Genomic DNA, 17,528 nt, shown 5'->3' on the forward strand with positions numbered 1-17,528 from the left:
GATCCCCATCCCGGCCGTCGGTTCGTCGAGGAGCATCACCCGTGGGTCCAGTGCCAGCACCAGTGCCAGTTCCAGCGCGCGCTTCTGCCCGTAGGCGAGCAGGCCGACCGGCCTGTCCGCCAACGCCATCAGCCCCACCTGCGTGAGCAGTTCGTCCACCCGGGCGCGGTTGCCGCCGAGGAGCTTCTCCGACCGCCAGAACCGGAACCCCTGGCGGGTGAGCCCCTGGAGGGCGAGCTCCACGTGTTCACGGCTGGTCAGGGTCTCGAAGAGGCTGGTGATCTGGAAGGACCTGGCCACTCCCCGGCGAGCGACCTGCTCGGGCTGTTGACCTGTGACGTCCTCGTCGAACACCGTGATCGCCCCGGACGTCGGGGACACGAAGCCGGTCAGGAGGTTGAACAGGGTGGTCTTGCCCGCCCCGTTGGGACCCACCAGCGCGTGTACGCCGCCTTCGCGGACCACCAGGTCCACCGAGTCGACCGCGCGGAAGCCGCGGAACACCTTCGTCAGGGCCTGCGTACGCAGTGCCACCCGACCGTTCGTCGTCACACGGCTTCCTTCCAGGCGACCTTCGGGGGAGCGGAGAAGTTCGGGTCTGTCGCCCACTCGGCGGCACTCCCTCCGGCGTTGCGCGGCGCTGGCGGTCGAGACATGTCAGTCCCTTCTCGGTCACAGGCGACTCAGGTAGCGCGTCGACGGAGGGCGTCAGCGCACACAGACGAAGCTCTGCGCGCTGTCGGGGTCACCCGAGCGGTACCTCGGCCAGCCCGGGTACTCGCAGAGCGGTCGCGTCCGGCCGTTCCTACCATCCACAGCCACCGGCTTGACGGGCGGCTGTCCCTTCTCGACCCACCGCTCCAGAGCGGAGAGCGAGTCCCAGTTGGCAGCGAAGGCGGGTGCGCCGACGTTGGCGTGATTCGCGCCCGGTACGAGGTAGTACCGCATGAACTCTGATGTCTGTCGGGGCCCTACCGTGTCGAGCACCCGCCGGTAGTAGTCGTTCGTCGAGCGGTGCGAGACCAACTCGTCCGCGGCGCCGTGCAGGAGGAGCAGTTTTCCGCCGGATCGCGCGAAGGGACGGAGATCCGAGTTGTTGCGATCCTGGATGGTCGACAGGTAGCTGATCCGGGGGAGCCACTTTCCTGGTCGCCGAGGGTCGACGTCGAGGGAGTTGTGGTCCGGGTCCCTTGTCAGGAAGTACTTCACCCACTGGTCCCAGTACTGGACCCCGTATCCGCTCGTCACCGGCATGGGGTTGGCGGGCGCGGAGGTGCCGAATCCGAGGACTGGCGTCCGCATGTCCGCGCCGGAGAGGAGGGGGAAGCCGGGGTAGTGCCGCTCACCGCTGGCGATCCGGTACGGCCACACGAACGGCGTGGAAGCCGCGATCACCGAGGTGAGCTGCGCGTCGGAGAGGCAGGTCGGGCCGGTGTCGATGCCCCCGGGGCAGCGGAGTGCTCGGGGGTCGAAGTCGCAGCCGTCGAGGTTCGAGATTGTCTGGTCCTGGAGACCGTCCCGCCCGTCGCAGGCCGCCATGACGCTGTCGTAGAGAAGGGTCTGCTTGTCGGGTCCGGGGAACGCGCCGGGACGGGACATCACCTGCGCCAGGTATCCGAGATGCAGGATTTCCGCAGTGTTGTTCCAGGCCGGGTAGGCGGAGATGACGCCGTCGAAGGTATCCGGCCAGCGCTGGGCGACCACGAGGGCTTCACGGCCACCTGTCGAGCCGCCCGCGAAGTACGTCCGACCGGGTGCTGCACCGTAGCCACCACGGATGAGGTACCTGGCGGCGTCGTGGGTCTTCTTGAGCGCGTCGCCGGCGGCGAAATTGCGCAGCGCCTCGTCGTTCATGCCGAAGGACCCGTCCAGGGACCCTGCGGGACCCGCCTGATGGCCGGAGTCACTCGCGAACGTCGCGTAGCCGCGAGCCAGCGGGGCCTGCTGGTCGGGACGCCCGAATGGCATGTTCTGCGCGACGCTGGGAATCGTCCCGTTGTATCCACCGCCGCCGAACATCATCGCGTTGCGGTTCCAGTCGCGCGGCATGGCGAGTTGCAGCCTGATGTCCGGCGCGGCGGGGTCGACCGGGAAGAGCGAGGCACCGACGCTGCAGTACTCGACGGTCTCGCCGCTGACGGTCTGGGTCACCAGGCTCGCCGACCCGACGTGGCCGCCCCTGGTCGGCAGGCTGATCGCCGACGCCGGGATGTCCTTGCCCGCCAACTCCGCGCATCGCGGGGTGATGCCCGCCCCGGCGGTGGCGGGCGCGGGCCCGAGGACTGCCGTCGCGCCCACCAACGTGGTGACAAGCACCAGCCCGGCAGGGAGTCGTCTCGATCTTCCATGAACTCGGAGCGCTCGCTTCATAGCGGATCTCCTGCCTAAGCACGCTGTGCCGCCTGGCCGTCCAGATGCGGCACTGAGTGCCAACACTGTGCCATGGGTCACATTGGCCCGCAAGGGTCGAACCGTGCGTGCGTCCGGTGTGGACCGATGACCAGCAGCGGCAGGCCTTGCGTCGGTTGAATTACGCGTGTAACAGTGATGGCACGCGATGGCATTGATGGGACGACATGTCGGCACCGCGTGCCACGCTCGAATCGGGGAGGCCGTGCCGATGCCTGCTGTCCGAACTGCTCTCCGCCCGGTCGTCGGCATCGTCCTCGCGGTCGCGATCCTGACCACGACGCCGGCCACCAGTACATCCGCCCACCCGGTCCAGCCCGGAAAGAACCCGACCCGCGTCCACACCACCCTGGGTCCGATCGTCGGACGCGACGAGGGCCGCTCCAGCGGGACGTACTCGTGGCTGGGGATCCCGTACGCCGAGCCGCCGGTCGGGGCTCTCCGCTGGCGGCCCCCGAAGCCCCATCGGCAGTGGGTGGCGACACGACACACCCAGCAGTACGGGTCGGCGTGCACGCAACCTGGCCGCTTCTTCAGCCCATCCCCGAACGGACCCTTCTACGACCTCGCCGTACGCGACGGGTTGCAGCAGCCCGTCGGTGCCGAGGACTGCCTGACGCTCAACGTCTTCCGGCCGTCGACGACGAAGCGCAACCTGCCCGTCGTGTTCTTCATCCACGGCGGCAGCAACGTCGTCGGGTATTCGGCGGATCCGATGTACGACGGTCGGGAGCTGGCCAGGCGTGCCCAGGCCGTCGTCGTCACCGCGAACTACCGGACGGGAATCTTCGGCTGGCTGAGCACCGAAGGCTCGGGAAACGACGACCCGCTGTCGGCGTCCGGCAACTTCGGCACTCTCGACCTGGTCAACGCGCTCCGTTTCGTCGACCAGAACGCCCGCACCTTCGGTGGCGACTCCGACAACATCACCGTCATGGGGCAGTCGGCGGGCGCGGTGAACGTCTGGTCGCTGCTCGTCTCCCCGCTGGCACGTGCGATGGTCGACAAGGCGATCCCGCTCAGCGGTGGCCTGAGCACCCGAAGTGTCGCCGTCGCGAGGGCATATGCCGACCGCGTCGTGCGGGCCGCGGAGAGCGAACTCCCCTCCTCGGGCAGAACCGGCATCGACCTGCTCCGGTCGCTCCCCGCCGACGACCTCGTGCGGTTGCTCGTCCGGCACCAACTCGACGCGACGCCGGCGGTCATCGCCGACGGCACGGTGATCCCCGCGGACCCGTACGCCGTGCTCGGGTCCGGCGTCGGTCGCGACGTGCCCGTACTGGCCGGGAACACCCTTGAGGAAGGGAAGTTGTTCGGCAGTGCCATCGGAGCACACAAGCCGAGCGACTACGACCGGTTCACGACGCAGTACCTGTTCGATCCCGACAACCCGGGCGACCTGACTCCTTCGGACCTACTGACTGACGACTACCTTCCGGTGGACAAGCCCCAGGGCTGGAACGACGCAGCCAGGGCGCTGACCGACGCCGTCTTCACGGGCATCAACCGGGATTCCCTGAACGCGCTGGCCCGCAGCGGGAACCGATCGCTCTATCACTACCGGTTCGACTGGAACCAGGAGCCCGCCCCGTTCGACCAGGTGTACGGCGCCGTACACGCTATCGATCTGCCCTTCGTGTTCGGCACCTTCGGGCGCACCGTGTTCTCGTACGCCTTCAGCGAGCAGAACCAGCCCGGACGACTGAGGTTGTCGGACCTGATGATCGGCAGCATCCGGAACTTCGTCCACGAGGGGTCTCCGCAGCACCGGGGACTCGGTCGTACCTGGGAGCAGTGGCCGACGAGCCTGGTCCTGGATGCGGACGACCGGCACGTCCACCTTGGGTCGACGACCGACAGACCAGGGGAGTAGCGGCGGCGGGGTTTCGCGTGGACAGACGTCAGGAGCGGGCGTGCTGCGCAGCTGCGCTGGTGTGGGGTCGTGCGGTCGCCGGCGCTGCCCCGGCGTGGCCCCGCCGCGTGTCGACGGCGAGCAGCGCGAGGGCGACCAGCGTCAACGACCCGCCGACGAGCGCCAGCGGGCGTGCTCCTGAGGCGGACAGGAGGGCACCGCCGAGCAGCGAACCGCCGCAGATGCCGGCGTTGAACGCGGTACTGACGCCGGCCGACGCCATGTCGGTGCTACCCGGGGCGAGGTGCAGCATCCGGTTCTGCACGGCCGAGCCGAACGCCGCGTAGCCGAGGCCGATCCCGGCCAGGAGAGCTGCCGCGCCCGGTTGGAGCGCGCCGAGCGCGTACAGACCGAACAGCGAGGCGGTGCCGATGCTCAGCGGCGTCAGCAGGGAGACCATCGGCCAGCGGTCCAGGGTTCGTGACGCTGCCAGGGTGCCGACGACGCCGGCGGCGCCGGAGACGAACAGCAGCGGCGCCAGCATCGAGTCGGCGAAGCGGCTCACGTCGAGCAGGAACGGTGTGACGTACGTCTGCAGGGTCATGAAGCCGCCGATGCCGAGCGCCGTCGCGACCAGCAACAGGAGGAAGCGTCGGCCGTCCGGTGCCGTGCCCCGCGCGGCGCCGCCGGCGGCCGGGGGATAGGAGGGGAGGAGGACGAACACCGCCGCGGCGGTGGCCAGACCCACCCCGGCCAGCGCCGCGAACGACACCCGCCACCCGGCCTGCTGCCCGAGCCAGGTGCCGAGGGGTACGCCGAGCACCGGAGCGAGTGTCGCCCCGGCGGCGAACAGCGCCACCACCCGGCCGCGCACCGCGACGGGAAAGTGCCCGGTCACCGTCGCCGTGGCGACGGACCAGAACAACGCCTGTGCGAGGGCGGTCACGAGACGGGAGCCGGCGAGTACGGCGTACGTCGGCGCGAGCGCGGCGGTGGCGTTCCCGACGGCGAACAGGAGCATCGTGACGCCGAGCAGGTGACGCCGAGGAATCCGCCGGGTCAGCCGAGCCAACGGCACGGAGGCCAGCACGACCACGATGGCGTACCCGCTGACCAGCAGTCCCACCTGCGAGCGGGATCGGTCGAGATCAGGGGCGATGTGCGTCAACAGGCCGACGGGCAGCAGCTCGGTGGTGATGAACGCGAACGCGCCGAGCGACAGCGCGACGAGCACGGCTCTCGCCCGGCGGAGCGACACCTCCGGTGCCATGGACACCCCCCGTTCCTGGTCACCGTGATCGAGGGCCCACCCCGCGCTCAGCCTCCGCCGCTCGGAGAAGGATCGTCCGCCCGGCGGCGTAGTTCGCGCAAGACACCGTGCCGGCGCAGAGCCCACACGAGGCGCCGGACGCTGCGGTGCCGCACGAACAACACCGCCGCCCGGTGGATCACGCCGACGCGGTTGTCGTTCACCTGGTTGTCGACAGCCTGCCAGATCAGCTGGCGCGCTCTCGCGCTGTCCAGCACCGCCCGCAGCTCGCGCCGTACCACCGGATCCTCGGCCGCCGATGCGATGGCGGCAGCCTGACCCGGTCGGTCCGCGAGGGGTTCCGCCATCGCGGCGACGAGTGGCCGGCGCACGTCGTCCTGTTCGAGCAGCAGCAGCACCGCCTCCCGGATCTCGGTCGTGTCGAGACCGGACCGCAGCAGGCCCAACAGGCCGCGCTCGATCTCGCGGTCGTGGTCCGGATCGGACAGCGCGGCCAGCAGCACCGCCACCTCGTCGAGGTCGACGAGCTCGCGTATCCCGCTGCGGAACTCCGGCAACTCCCAGGCAGCCTGTAGGCCCTTCACGAGATCGCGGTTCATGACCCGTCCGCTACCCGGAAGTGGCAGCCGCCGAAACCCGGCGAGCCGTGCGCCCTCACGCCGCACACCGTCTGCCCTCTGCGAGAGGATCAGCCTGGAGAGGAGGCGGGCGACGACATGGATCTGGAAGACATCTACCGCGCGGAGTACGGGCGTTGTGTCGCCACCCTGGCCCGCGTGCTCGGTGACATCGACCTCGCCGAGGAGGCAGTGCAGGACGCCTTCGCCACCGCGCTCCAGAAGTGGCAGGTCACACCGCCGAACCCCGGCGCCTGGATCGTGACCACCGCACGCAACCGGGCCGTCGACAGGCTTCGTCGGGAGTCGACCCGTGCGGACCGGCACGCGCAGGCGCTGCTGCTGAGTCAACAGGACGAGCCCCGGGAGGTGGGGCCGGTGAAGGACGACCAGTTGCGGCTCATCTTCACCTGCTGCCACCCGGCGCTCGCCCCCGACGCGCGCACCGCTCTCACGCTCCGCCTTCTCGGCGGTCTCGACGTGCCGGAGATCGCCCGGGCGTACCTGATTCAGGAAGCGACAGTCGCGCAGCGGATCGTGCGCGCCAAGAGGAAGATCCGCGACGCCGCCATCCCCTACCGGGTGCCTGCCGAACACGAGTTGCCGGCCCGGCTGCCACCCGTGCTCACGGTGCTCTATCTGATGTTCAACGAGGGCTACACGTCCACCGCCAGCGCACTGATCAGGCCTGACCTGTGCACCGAGGCGATCCGGCTCGCCCGCGAACTGGCCGCGCTGATGCCCGACGAGCCGGAGGTCCTGGGCCTGCTCGCACTGCTGCTGCTCACCGAGGCGCGGCGTGCGGCTCGGCTCGGCCCGACCGGCGAACTGGTGCTGCTGGCGGACCAGGACCGGTCACTGTGGGACCGGACGCTCGTTGCCGAGGGCCACGACCTGGTCCGCCGATGCCTGCGGCTCAACCGACCCGGGCCGTACCAGATCCAGGCCGCGATCAGCGCGGTGCACACCGACGGCGCCACCACCGACTGGCGGCAGGTGCTGGCACTGTACGACCAGCTTCTCGCGCTCACACCGACCCCGGTCGTCGCGCTCAACCGGGTGGTCGCCGTCGCCGAGGTGTACGGGCCGGCGGTGGCCCTGGACGCGCTGGAGGAGGTGCACCTTCCGGGCTACCACCGGCTGCCCGCCACCCGCGCCGAACTGCTGACCCGGCTTGGCCGCGACGCCGAAGCCCGTGCCGCCTACGACGAGGCCCTGGCGCTGGTCACCAACGAGACCGAACGTGCCCACCTGCGGACGCGCCGCGCCGAGCTCGCACCCGCAAGCTGACGGCCACCCGCACCTTCCGGGGGTCGTCTCGCGGGAGCGCGGACCCCCTGTGTCCTCAGCGGCCGTCGAGTACTGAGGCGATTTTGGCTGGGGCGTTAAGGGCCGCCGACTGGTCCTCGGTGAGTCCGTAGCGCTGCCACCAGCCATCGAAGAGCGGTTCGTCGACGACGCTCGGACCCCGATCCGACGAGCAGGACGGTCGCCGCCGCGAGCACGGAGACCGCCACCGGAAACCACCCCTCCGGAAGGAACGACTCACCCGGTTCGGTGAATCGTGGCGCACCGCGGCTCGCCCACACGGCCTGGACGGCGGCGTACGCCACCATCCACGCCGCGGCGCCGTACGGCAGCCGGGCTGATCCCCGGTCCGGTCGCCAACCTGCACTGGCGCTTCTGGTCACAGGGCCCACCATCGCGGTCTTCGGGCTGCGGCACGTCCCCCACGTGGGTGAGCGGTGTCCCGCCGGAGCGGGAGGGCGGTCAGGAGCCCTGAGCGACCTGGACGACGAAGACAACCGGGGGCGGCTCGGCCCACTGCCGCTCGAACGCCTCAGCCCCGCCGCACGAGGATCGTCGGCGGTGACAGCGGGTGTGCCGCCACCGCCGACGTAGTGGTTCTGACAGCTCGGTCAGCCGGTACGACCACTGGCCCCCGTGTGGCCGATGGGCGTTCCGGCCGGTCGCCCGTTACGGCAGCGGACGGCCGAGGCGGGCGCAGGTGTTGGTGCCGCCCGCCAGGGAGGGGAACTTCAGGGTGGCGCGTGACGTCGGCCCGAACTGGCCGTCCGAGCTGATGCCCGCCTTGGTCTGGGCGAACTTCAGCGCGTTGTAGGTCAATTGGCCGAATGACCCGTCCTGGTTGAGTAGTGCCTTGCCGGCGGGCGCGAGGTAGCAGTCGTTCAGAGCCCACTGGAGGGCCAACGTGCCCGGCCCGCCGTCGCCCCAGAGCAGGGAGCACGGCAGGGCGCCGTACTGGCCGATCGGTGCGGCGACCTGGTAGCCCGCCTGGTTGCTGACGTACGTGTAGGACTCGCACTCGGGTTGGCTGCGAGCGTGGGCGGGGCTGGCGGAGACGAGCGCGCCGGCGATCATGGCCGCGAGCAACGTGAGCAGTGCGGTCAGTCGTTTCATGCTTTGGTCCTTCACCTCGATTGCCAGGTGTTCTCGCTGAACACCCCGTCGCAGGACATGAGCCCTGGTGTGAGGCTGGGGTGGGGCGAGGTTGTCCGACAGCTCCGGTGGCACCGGACAATCAACGTCGAACAATCGTCAGCGACTGGGTGGCGCCCCGCAGGACGGCTTGTACGGCTCGGAGGGGACGTACGCCGCCCACTCCTGTCGGCTCAGCTCGCGTCCGGCCGCAGCGCAGATCTGGGCCTTGGCGGCATGGAGGTCGAACGACCAGCGGACGATCCTCCCGTCCTCGGCGCCGGAGATGAGGTCTCCGTCCGCCGTGAAGGCGAGCCCGCGAATTCTCGCGCTGTGGCCGGTGAGGGTGGCGACGTGGTGCCGGGTGCCGGTGTCCCAGACGCTGATGGTTCTGTCGTCGCCAGCGGACGCGATCCGGTGGCCGTCCCGACTGAACGCAAGGACCTGGATGGGCGCGGTGTGGCCCTGGAGAACTGCGAGTTCACTCCCGGTCGTGGCGTCCCAGAGCTTGATGGTGCGGCTGTCACCGGCGGTCGCGAACAGCGTGCCGTCGGGGCTGACCGCGATGTCCTGCACCGTGCCCTGCCGGCTGTTGACCCGGCTGAGGAGCTTGCCCGTGGTGATGTCCCACGTGTTGACGTACCCACCCACGCTGGCTCCCAGGAGGCGGCGGCCGTCCGGGGCGAAGGCCAGCGAGGTGACGATCTGGGACCGGAACCTGGCCGTTATCTCGGTCGGCCTCGCGATGTCGCCGAGATCCCAGATGTAGGGCCCCAGCGTGGCGGCTGCGACCAGCCGGCCAGCAGGATCGACGGCGACGTCGGTCGAGGCGCCGATCCCCTTGGACCTGATCGGTGGCAGGGCGTGTTGTCGGCGCGGGAGATCCCAGATCGTGACGATGTTGTTCCGGGTCACCGAGGCCAGCCGTAGCCCGTCCGGGCTGAATGCGACGGCCTGCACCTCGTCGGGATGCCCACCGAGGACCGCCACCGGTCTGCCGTCGGTGTCCCAGAGCCGGACGGTGCCGTCACCACCGGCCGAGGCGACGCTGCGTCCGTCCGGGCTGACCTTCACGTCCTTCACCTGTGCCACGAACCCGCTGAACGGAGTGTCGGCGCGATTGTGGAGCACGATGGTTCCGTTGAAGCCGGCGGAGGCGAGCATCGCCCCGTCCTGGCTCAGTGCGACGGAGACCGTTTCGGTGCGACCTCGGTGCTGATAGGTCTGCACGGACTCACGGCGGTGCAGATCCCAGATGGTGATCGCACCGTTCTCGTCGGCCACGGCGAGCTTCCCGTCGGCGGGCGCGGAGATCGTCCACGCGTAGCGGCCGGAGAGTGGCAACGACGGGAGGCCTACCGGCTGGACGCCGGCGAGATCCCACAGGTACACCCCCCGGTCGTCGGCGGATCCCGCGAGGACATACCCGGAAGGGCTGAAGGCAACGGAGAACACGTGCTCGGCGGGCAGTCTGGCGTACACGGTGCCGGTGTCCACCCGCCAGGCGGCCGGGTGCTCCACCCCGTTGGTGGAGACGAGGAGCTTGCTGTCGTGGCTGAACGTGAGCGAACTGACAGTGCTCCGGTGTTCGCGAAGCAGGGTGCGAGTTCCGGCCCGCAGGTCGTACAGGGCGATGTCGCCGGCCCTGCCGGCGTTCGCGTCGGCGCCCGGCCCGCCTGCGAGACCGACGGCGAGCTTGGTGCCGTCGGGGCTGAAGGCCATGCTCGACCCGACGCCGTTCTCGGTCAACCGGGTCTTCTGCCGGCGGGTCGGCACGTCCCAGACGATGATGGACCCGACGGCGCCGTCGATCCCGATGGAGGCGAGCAGCTTCCCGTCGTCCGCGAAGGCCACGTCCTCGGCGCGGCCGGCGTGGCCCGACAGGGTGGCGATTCGATCGCCGCGTGCGGTGTCCCACAGTCCGATCGTGCCGTCGCCGGCCGCCGAGGCCAGGAGGGAATGGTCCGGGCTGAAGGCGACGGTGTAGATGGATGGGCCGCCGACGTTGAGTTCGGTGCGGCGGGGCGCGGAGGCCGCGCTCAGCACACTGCCCCGGGTTTCGGTGGTCGAGCTTCGCTCGTCGGCCTCGACGGCCAGCAGGCCGGCCAGATCCGGATCGGTGGCGAGCAGGGATCGGGCTTGCAGTGACAACTCACTGGACAGGGCGGTTACCTGCTGCCGGCGGGCGTCCTGGCGCTGTCGTACCGCGATGCCGCCGCCCAGCAGGGCGAGCACGAGCAGTGCGGACATGCCCGCGACGAGACGCTTGAACAGGCGGGCCTGTCGTCGTGCGCTGTTCTGTTCGGACTCGACGAGGGCCGAACTGGCCCGCAGGAAGGCACTTTCGAGCTGGTTCAGCTCCTCTGGATGGTCCTCGGCAAAGGCCCGCGCGGCCAGGAGTTGGGTTCCTCGGTACAGCGCCCCGGCGTCGTGGTCGATCGCGGCCCATGTGTGTGCGGCTTCGGTGAGTCGCCGGTGGGTGAGCAGGGTCGCGCGGTCGTCGGTCAGCCATCGGTGTAGCCGTGGCCAGGCCCGGATGAGCGCCTCGTGGGCCACCTCTACCGTTCCGTCACCCATGACCACCAGTCGGGCTTCGGCCAACTGGTCCAGGACTCGGGAGGTGACGGTCTCGTCGGCGATGCCGTCGAGTTCGGTACGCATGATTGGCCGCCGAGTGTCCTCGGTGCCGTCGCCCAACGCGGCGAGCCGCAGGAAGATTCGGCGAGAGGCCTGTTGCTCGGCCGTCGCGAAGTCGCCGTAGATCCGCTCGGCAGTCTGGGCGATCGCTCCGCGCACACCGCCGCTCGCGTGGTAGGCCGACAGGGTGAGGGCGGCCCCCCTTCGCCGATGCCACGTTTCGAGGAGCGCGTGGGACACGAGGGGCAACGCGCCCGGCTCTTCGGCGGTGTCAGCGAGCACCGTGCTGAGCAGATCGGGCTCGACGCTCATGCCGACCAGGGCGGCGGGCCGGAGGATGATCTCCCGAAGGTCGGCGGCTGTCACCGGCCGCACCAACAGGTACGCCTCGTCGTGCAGCGCGTCGGTCAGGTCCGGATGCTGCATGAGGTGGGCGAGGAAGTCGGCGCGTACGCCGAGCACCACTGTGGTGCGGCGGTCCGGCCCGTGCGCGGCGTCCAGTAGCGCTTCGATGAACAGGCGCCGTTCCGCCTTGTCCTGGCAGAGGGTGAACACCTCCTCGAACTGGTCCACGACGAGCAGCGCCTTGGCTTGCGGCGGGCCGCCAGCCAAGGTGTTACGCACCGCGATGTCGAGCGCGGTGACATCCGTGGTCAGGTCTCTCCGGAACTGATCCGCGTCCTGGCCGGTCAGCTTCGCGACCTCGGCGGCCAATGCCACGAGCGGGCGTTCGGTGGGCGTCAGCAACATCGTCCGCCACCGCTGCGCGAGCCCGCGGTCGGCGGCGACGGCTCCCAGCAGACCTGCCCGCAGCAACGATGACTTTCCGGTTCCGGACGCCCCGACGACGGCGGTGAGGTGCCGCCGATCGACCTGTGTCAGCAGTCGGTCGACCAGTTCGGTGCGGCCGAAGAACATCTCCGCCTGCTCGGGTTGGAAGGCCGTCAACCCCTGATACGGGCACCGCTCCACGGCGGTCGTGGCGGTGTCGGGGGTGAACGTCGTCGCGGCGGTGGCTGACCACCGTGCCCGCCACTCGGCCAGGTCGCCGCCACACGCCTGGGCGTACGCGAGCGTCACCTCCAGTGACGGCAACCGGTCACCCTTCGCCGCGTCCGCCAACGTGCTCGCCGAGAAGTGCGCACGCCGGGCCAGCAATCGGTAACTCGGGTTGCCGGCCTGCTCCCGCAACTGCCGCAACTGCCACGCCAACCGCTGTACCGGGCCTGCCTCCGGGTCCACCGGCTTCTCCGGACGGCCCAACACCCACCTCCGCATCCTGGGCCGCACGAACAGCCGCGCGACCGTGGCGATCACCGGAACCGGGTGCGCGCCGGCTCGGATCAGAAGGAGTATGCGGCTGTCGATCCGTGACCCCCGGCTGGGGCCCGCCGGCACTCCTCAAGGAATGCTCAAATTCGATCGGCGTACGTCGCTGCGGCCGTGATCGCACATACGCTCACCGGACCCAGCCCGCTCACGCGGCATGGCTGTCCTACCGGTGGCGACGCGCGCCGAGTCCGGCCAGCACCCCGATCACCGTCCAAGCAGAAGGAGGGGGAATGCGGCGCACACGACAGCGCATCGCGCTTCTCGCACTGCCAGCCCTGGTGGGAAGCATGCTCGTGGCGACCGGGCCCGCGGGCGCGGATCCCACCGGTCCGTCGGCCACCGTCGGTCAGTCCCATATCGACGATCGCGACGCGGTACGTCTCGTGCACATCAGACTGACCGGCGCGGACATGCTGGACACGGTGACCGCCGCCGGCTTCGACCTGGAGCACGGTCTGCGACGCGTGCCGACCGGCATCGAGGGTGAGGCGGTGGTGACCGCCGAGCAGCTCACCGCCTTGAAGGGGATGGGCGTCGAGGTGCTCGCCGACGACGCGGGCTTCGCCTGGGCCGACGAGGCCGACGGCGGCTTCGGGGCCGCCGGCGCCCGGGCGGTCCAGCCGTCGAGCCACGAGGCGACGGTACGCGTCGTCCGCGCCGACTGGTTCACGACGAAGGGCCAGGGCTTCCTCTACGTCGAGGCCCGGACCACCGAGGGGCAGCAGGCGGAGCCGATCGTCGGCATGCAGCTCGAGAACGACTCGGGCAAGGGCTCCCCGTTCGGCTTCTCCCGGACGATGAGCCGTTTCGTCGACTCCGGGCAGTACATGTTCCACCGGAACCTGTTCAAGCTCGACACCCGTCCCGACAAGATCCGGGTGACGAGTTCCACCGGCGGCGTCGCCACCGGCGCCGTCTCAGATTGGCTGGAGGACGCTCCGCCGCCGCTGACGGCGAACCCGTCCTACAAGTCGGACTTTGTGGACGGCTACCGGCACCCGCAGCAGCTCTACAGCCGCGCCAAGGAGATCGCCCGCCAGTACCCGGACATCGCCGAGATCGTCTACCTGCCGAACCAGACCAACGGGTACCAGCGCAAGGCGCAGGCCCAGATCGGCGGCACAGGACAGGCGGCGGTCGTCGTCACCTCGGCGGCGTGGGGCCACGAGGGGGGCAACGACATCACTGTGGACTTTGTCGACCGGCCCGGCGCGAACCTCCCGCTCGCGGTGGAGGTGGCGGGCAAGGCCGTCCGCGTCCTGCTCGCGAAGGATGCCGCCGGCGTGCCGGCGAGTACGGCCACCGAGGTGGCCGAGGCGCTGCGGACCCGCTCCCAGGGTCTCATCGACCGGGCGCACCCGTACCGGGCCAACGAGGGCACCGGCATCGTCGCGCCAACCGCGGGTCCGGTCGCGCTCACCGACTTCCTCGACCAGAAGCGCGTCGGCGCACCGGCGGGCGAGGTGCCGCGGGGCCCGGTCACGATCCCGGTCCTGCGCATCGGCAAGCACCGCGACGGCAAGAAGCCCGGCGTGTTGATCCAGGCGCAGGACCACGCCCGTGAGTGGGTGCCGGCGACGACCAGCCTGGAGTCCGCCGAGCGGCTGGTGCACAACTACCGGTCCGACCGGGAGACGAAGAAGATCGTCGAGAACACGGACGTCTTCTTCATCCTGTCCAACAACCCGGACGGCGCGAACTACAGCTTCTACAACTTCGCCTCCCAGCGCCGGAACATGACCAACCACTGCCCGGACGCGAACGCCGACCCGGGTCGACGCAACTCCTGGGGCGTCGACCTGAACCGGAACTACCGGGTCGGGTCGGGCCACGACGGTTACGCCGGGGCGTCGACCAGTTGCGTCAGCGACACCTACCAGGGGCCGGCCGAGCTGTCCGAGCCCGAGTCGAAGAACATCATCTGGCTGGTCGAAAAGTACCCGAACATCAAGTTCATGATGTCGGTGCACTCCAACGGCGGTCAGCTCTTCTGGCAACCCGGCGCGTACATCGCGGACGGCCGCATCACCACGCCACGTCCTCCGCTGGGTGACGAGGCGTTCTACTGGCAGTCGGCCGCCCGGATCCTGTCGCAGGTCAAGGCACACCGGGAGACCGTCGTCACGCCGGAGAACGTCGGCGGCTCGTCCGACGTCCTCTACTCCTCGGCGGGCAACGTCCGCGAGGACCTGTACCACACCTACGGCATCTACGCGTTCGGCTGGGAGGTCGGCGGCTCCGTCTACAACCCGGCCACCGGCGACTGGCAGGGTGGTTCGTTCCAACCGGAGTGGGTGGGCAATCCCGACCTGGTCAGTGGCCACGCCGAGACGATGGAGTACGCCAACGGGATCATGGAGATGTTCCGGGTCGCGGCGGACTGGGGGAAGGACAAGAAGGACCCGACGTCCCAGCTCGTCCCCGGCGCGGGGCGCTACTCCAAGCCCGTCGACGTGCGCTTCGAGACCAGCGAGCCGGCCACCGTCTACTACACGACGGACGGCAGCCGACCCACCCTCGAGTCACCCCGCTACGCGGCTACCGAGTTCCGTGAGCCGGGGCAGGTGTTCCACGTGACCGAGACGACGACGTTCCGCTGGTTCTCGGTCGACAGCGCCGGCAACATCGAGAGGAACTACGACCCGACGAAGAGCGACAGGCGCAACAACTACCGGACGGCGACGATCAAGATCGTCAACAGGTAGCGTTCTTCCACTGGTCGTCGCCCCGCCAGTGCGGTCCGGGCGGCAGCCGGTGCGGCCGGGGGACGCCGGCCGCACCGGCTGCCCGGTGGTGGTCCGCCGTCACCGGAGGGGGACGGTTCGACGGCGGACCGGAGGGGGGATCGGTGCCTCGGTGTGCGAGGCAGGGGTCAGGAGCGCCGGCTCAGTTGCCGTGGACCTCCAACTCCCACAGCGAGTAGCCGTACGCGGGCAGGGCCCGTTGGGTGCCCTGGACGCGCAGGTAACGACCGGTGGCCGAGATGGCGATGTCGTCCACACCACCGTCGCCGGTGGTTGTGGTGTGGACCGTCGACCAGGTGGCGTTGTCCGGGGAGACCTGGACCTGGTACGCCCGTGCGTACGCCGCCTCCCAGGTCAGCCTGACCCGGTTCAGGGTGCGGGACGCGCCGAGGTCCACAGCTATCCACTGCGGGTCGGCGTACGCGCTGCCCCAGCGGGTGGCCGTGTTGCCGTCCACGGCGTTGGCCGCGACATGCGCGCTGCCCGGCTCGACGCTGGACGCGGTGACCGGACGGCCCCGGGAGAGCACTGTGCCACCGGTGGCGCTGCCGTAGACGTTGAGGTCCCACAGCGAATAGCCCCACTGGGTCGCTCGCTGGGTGCCGTACACCCGCAGGTAGCGCCCGGTGCCGGTGACCGTGAGGTCGTCGACGCCGCCGTCTCCCGCGGTCGTGGTGTGGACCGTCGACCAGGTGACGTTGTCCGGGGACACCTGGACCTGGTACGCCCGTGCGTGGGCCGTCTCCCAGGCCAGCCGGACGCGGTTGACCGCGTAGGTCGCCCCGAGGTCGACGGTGATCGACTGCGGGTCGGCGTACGCGCTGCCCCAGCGGGTGGCCGTGTTGCCGTCAACGGCGTTGGCCGCGACGTGCGCGCTGCCCGGCTCGACGCTGGACGCGGTGACCGGGCGGCCTCGGGCCAGGTCGGTGGCGGGCGGCTCGCTCGGGCCGTCCGTCCTGATCCGTACGTTGCGGTAGTTGATGTCCATCCCGGCGCCGTCGTTCTGCAACCCGATGTAGCCGTTGGCGATGGCCCGGCTGCTGACGTAGTCGTTGATCTTGACCCCGTTGAGCCAGATCTCCACCCGCTGACCGTGCACGCCGATCTCGTAGGTGTTCCAGGAACCGGGTGGGTTGAGCGCCGCCGCACGGGCCGCCTGGTTCGGTGCCTGAAGGCTGTAGACGCTGCCGGTGGTACGCGACGGGTCGCCGTCGGTGGCGTCGATCTGGATCTCGTGACCGGCGTCGACCGGGCCCCACGGGTCGCCCTGCGGGTCGGGGAACCCGATGAAGACGCCCCCGTTGTCGTCGCCCGGCATCATCCAGTCGACCTTGAGTGAGTAGTTGCCGAAGGTCCGCACCGGATACCAGAGCAACCCCATGCCGCCGTACGAGGTGAGGGTGCCGTCGGTCAGCGTGAAGCCGCCCGGTCCGGCCTGCCGCCACTGCGCGAGGCTGGCCTGGGTGCCGTCGAACAGCGGGGTGTAGCCGGGCTCCGGCCGGCAGTCGGCAGCAACGGCGCCGGCCGCGACCTGGATGCCGCCGAGCAGCATGCGGGTGAAGGTCGGGTCGCTGTAGCTCTGCTCGGTGTGACCGAGCCCGGTGTACCAGGAGCGCCCGCCGCCGTAGCTGCGGCACCACGTGATCGGGTGGTCGCCACCCATCGACCCGCCGCTGTACGACGACTCGTCGAGGCTGGCCAGCACCTTGACCGCCGAGCGGGGGTTGGCGCGGTAGTTGTACCACTCGTCGGTGCGGGTCCAGGTCGACGGCAGGTGCGCCGTGGAGGCGTTGGCCCGGTCCTCGGCCCGGACGGTCGCCTGCTGGGTCGCCGGGTGCGAGGCGAAGTACGCCCCGACCAGGCCGCCGTACCACTGCCAGTCGTACTCGGTGTCGGCGGCGGCGTGCACCCCGACGAAGCCACCACCGGCGGCGATGTACGCCTCGAACGCGCTCTGCTGGCCGGCGTTGAGCACGTCACCGGTGGTGCTGAGAAAGACCACCGCCTGGTACTGGGCGAGGTTGGCGGTGGTGAAGGTGGCCGCGTCCTCGGTGGCGGTGACGGTGAAACCGTTCGCCGTGCCGAGCTGCTGGATGGCGGCGACGCCGTTCGGGATGGACGAGTGCCGGAAGCCGGCGGTCTTGGAGAAGACCAGGACCTTGGTCAGGGGTGCGGCCTCGGCCGGGGCCGGGGCCGTCGCCGCACCCGCGGCGACGGTGAGCCCGGCG

Annotated in this window: 10 protein-coding genes; 3 read left to right on the plus strand and 7 right to left on the minus strand. The window is 70.1% G+C overall.

Features of this window, described 5'->3' with window-relative positions; genetic code table 11:
• Both ACWCO3_RS16930 and ACWCO3_RS16935 read right to left on the minus strand, forming a co-directional pair.
• A partial coding sequence (locus ACWCO3_RS16930; RefSeq protein WP_450010785.1) for an ABC transporter ATP-binding protein occupies positions 1 to 552 on the minus strand: 552 nt, incomplete at its 3' end.
• A gap of 156 nt (positions 553 to 708) precedes the next feature.
• Positions 709 to 2,370, minus strand: coding sequence for a tannase/feruloyl esterase family alpha/beta hydrolase (locus ACWCO3_RS16935; protein WP_450010787.1), 1,662 nt, complete (start codon positions 2,368 to 2,370; stop codon positions 709 to 711).
• A gap of 250 nt (positions 2,371 to 2,620) precedes the next feature.
• Between ACWCO3_RS16935 and ACWCO3_RS16940 the strand changes: the two genes are divergently transcribed.
• Positions 2,621 to 4,282: a carboxylesterase/lipase family protein gene (locus tag ACWCO3_RS16940; protein WP_450010789.1), complete on the plus strand. Its 1,662-nt coding sequence runs from the start codon at positions 2,621 to 2,623 to the stop codon at positions 4,280 to 4,282.
• Between the two features lie 28 nt (positions 4,283 to 4,310).
• Here ACWCO3_RS16940 and ACWCO3_RS16945 read toward each other — a convergent pair whose 3' ends face one another.
• Positions 4,311 to 5,531, minus strand: a complete 1,221-nt coding sequence (locus ACWCO3_RS16945) for an MFS transporter (RefSeq protein WP_450010799.1) — start codon at positions 5,529 to 5,531, stop codon at positions 4,311 to 4,313.
• A 47-nt stretch (positions 5,532 to 5,578) separates the two neighbouring features.
• Positions 5,579 to 6,130: a hypothetical protein gene (locus ACWCO3_RS16950; RefSeq protein WP_450010791.1), complete on the minus strand. Its 552-nt coding sequence runs from the start codon at positions 6,128 to 6,130 to the stop codon at positions 5,579 to 5,581.
• A 117-nt stretch (positions 6,131 to 6,247) separates the two neighbouring features.
• Between ACWCO3_RS16950 and ACWCO3_RS16955 the strand changes: the two genes are divergently transcribed.
• On the plus strand, positions 6,248 to 7,438 hold the full coding sequence (locus ACWCO3_RS16955) for an RNA polymerase sigma factor (RefSeq protein ID WP_145780187.1): 1,191 nt from the start codon (positions 6,248 to 6,250) through the stop codon (positions 7,436 to 7,438).
• 687 nt (positions 7,439 to 8,125) lie between these two features.
• Here the strand turns inward: ACWCO3_RS16955 and ACWCO3_RS16960 are convergent.
• Positions 8,126 to 8,569, minus strand: a complete 444-nt coding sequence (locus ACWCO3_RS16960) for a peptidoglycan-binding domain-containing protein (protein ID WP_145780188.1) — start codon at positions 8,567 to 8,569, stop codon at positions 8,126 to 8,128.
• Positions 8,570 to 8,707: 138 nt separating this feature from the next.
• Complete coding sequence (locus ACWCO3_RS16965) at positions 8,708 to 12,541, minus strand: nSTAND1 domain-containing NTPase (protein ID WP_450010793.1); 3,834 nt, start codon at positions 12,539 to 12,541, stop codon at positions 8,708 to 8,710.
• Between the two features lie 245 nt (positions 12,542 to 12,786).
• Here ACWCO3_RS16965 and ACWCO3_RS16970 point away from each other — a divergent pair, with 245 nt between their 5' ends.
• Entirely contained in the window at positions 12,787 to 15,261 is a 2,475-nt protein-coding gene (locus ACWCO3_RS16970; RefSeq protein WP_450010795.1) for a M14 family metallopeptidase, read from the plus strand.
• A gap of 181 nt (positions 15,262 to 15,442) precedes the next feature.
• On the opposite strand, the gene ACWCO3_RS16975 is transcribed toward ACWCO3_RS16970, so the two are convergent.
• A partial coding sequence (locus ACWCO3_RS16975) for a ThuA domain-containing protein (protein WP_450010797.1) occupies positions 15,443 to 17,528 on the minus strand: 2,086 nt, incomplete at its 5' end.

This window comes from Micromonospora sp. NPDC002411, from assembly GCF_053592955.1.

Excerpts from the sequence above, each read along its gene's own strand:
- ACWCO3_RS16955 (WP_145780187.1), top strand. The coding sequence starts at position 6,248 with ATGGATCTGGAAGACATCTACCGCGCGGAGTACGGGCGTTGTGTCGCC.
- ACWCO3_RS16950 (WP_450010791.1), bottom strand. The coding sequence starts at position 6,130 with ATGAACCGCGATCTCGTGAAGGGCCTACAGGCTGCCTGGGAGTTGCCG.
- ACWCO3_RS16945 (WP_450010799.1), bottom strand. The coding sequence starts at position 5,531 with ATGGCACCGGAGGTGTCGCTCCGCCGGGCGAGAGCCGTGCTCGTCGCG.
- ACWCO3_RS16970 (WP_450010795.1), top strand. The coding sequence starts at position 12,787 with ATGCGGCGCACACGACAGCGCATCGCGCTTCTCGCACTGCCAGCCCTG.
- ACWCO3_RS16940 (WP_450010789.1), top strand. The coding sequence starts at position 2,621 with ATGCCTGCTGTCCGAACTGCTCTCCGCCCGGTCGTCGGCATCGTCCTC.
- ACWCO3_RS16935 (WP_450010787.1), bottom strand. The coding sequence starts at position 2,370 with ATGAAGCGAGCGCTCCGAGTTCATGGAAGATCGAGACGACTCCCTGCC.
- ACWCO3_RS16960 (WP_145780188.1), bottom strand. The coding sequence starts at position 8,569 with ATGAAACGACTGACCGCACTGCTCACGTTGCTCGCGGCCATGATCGCC.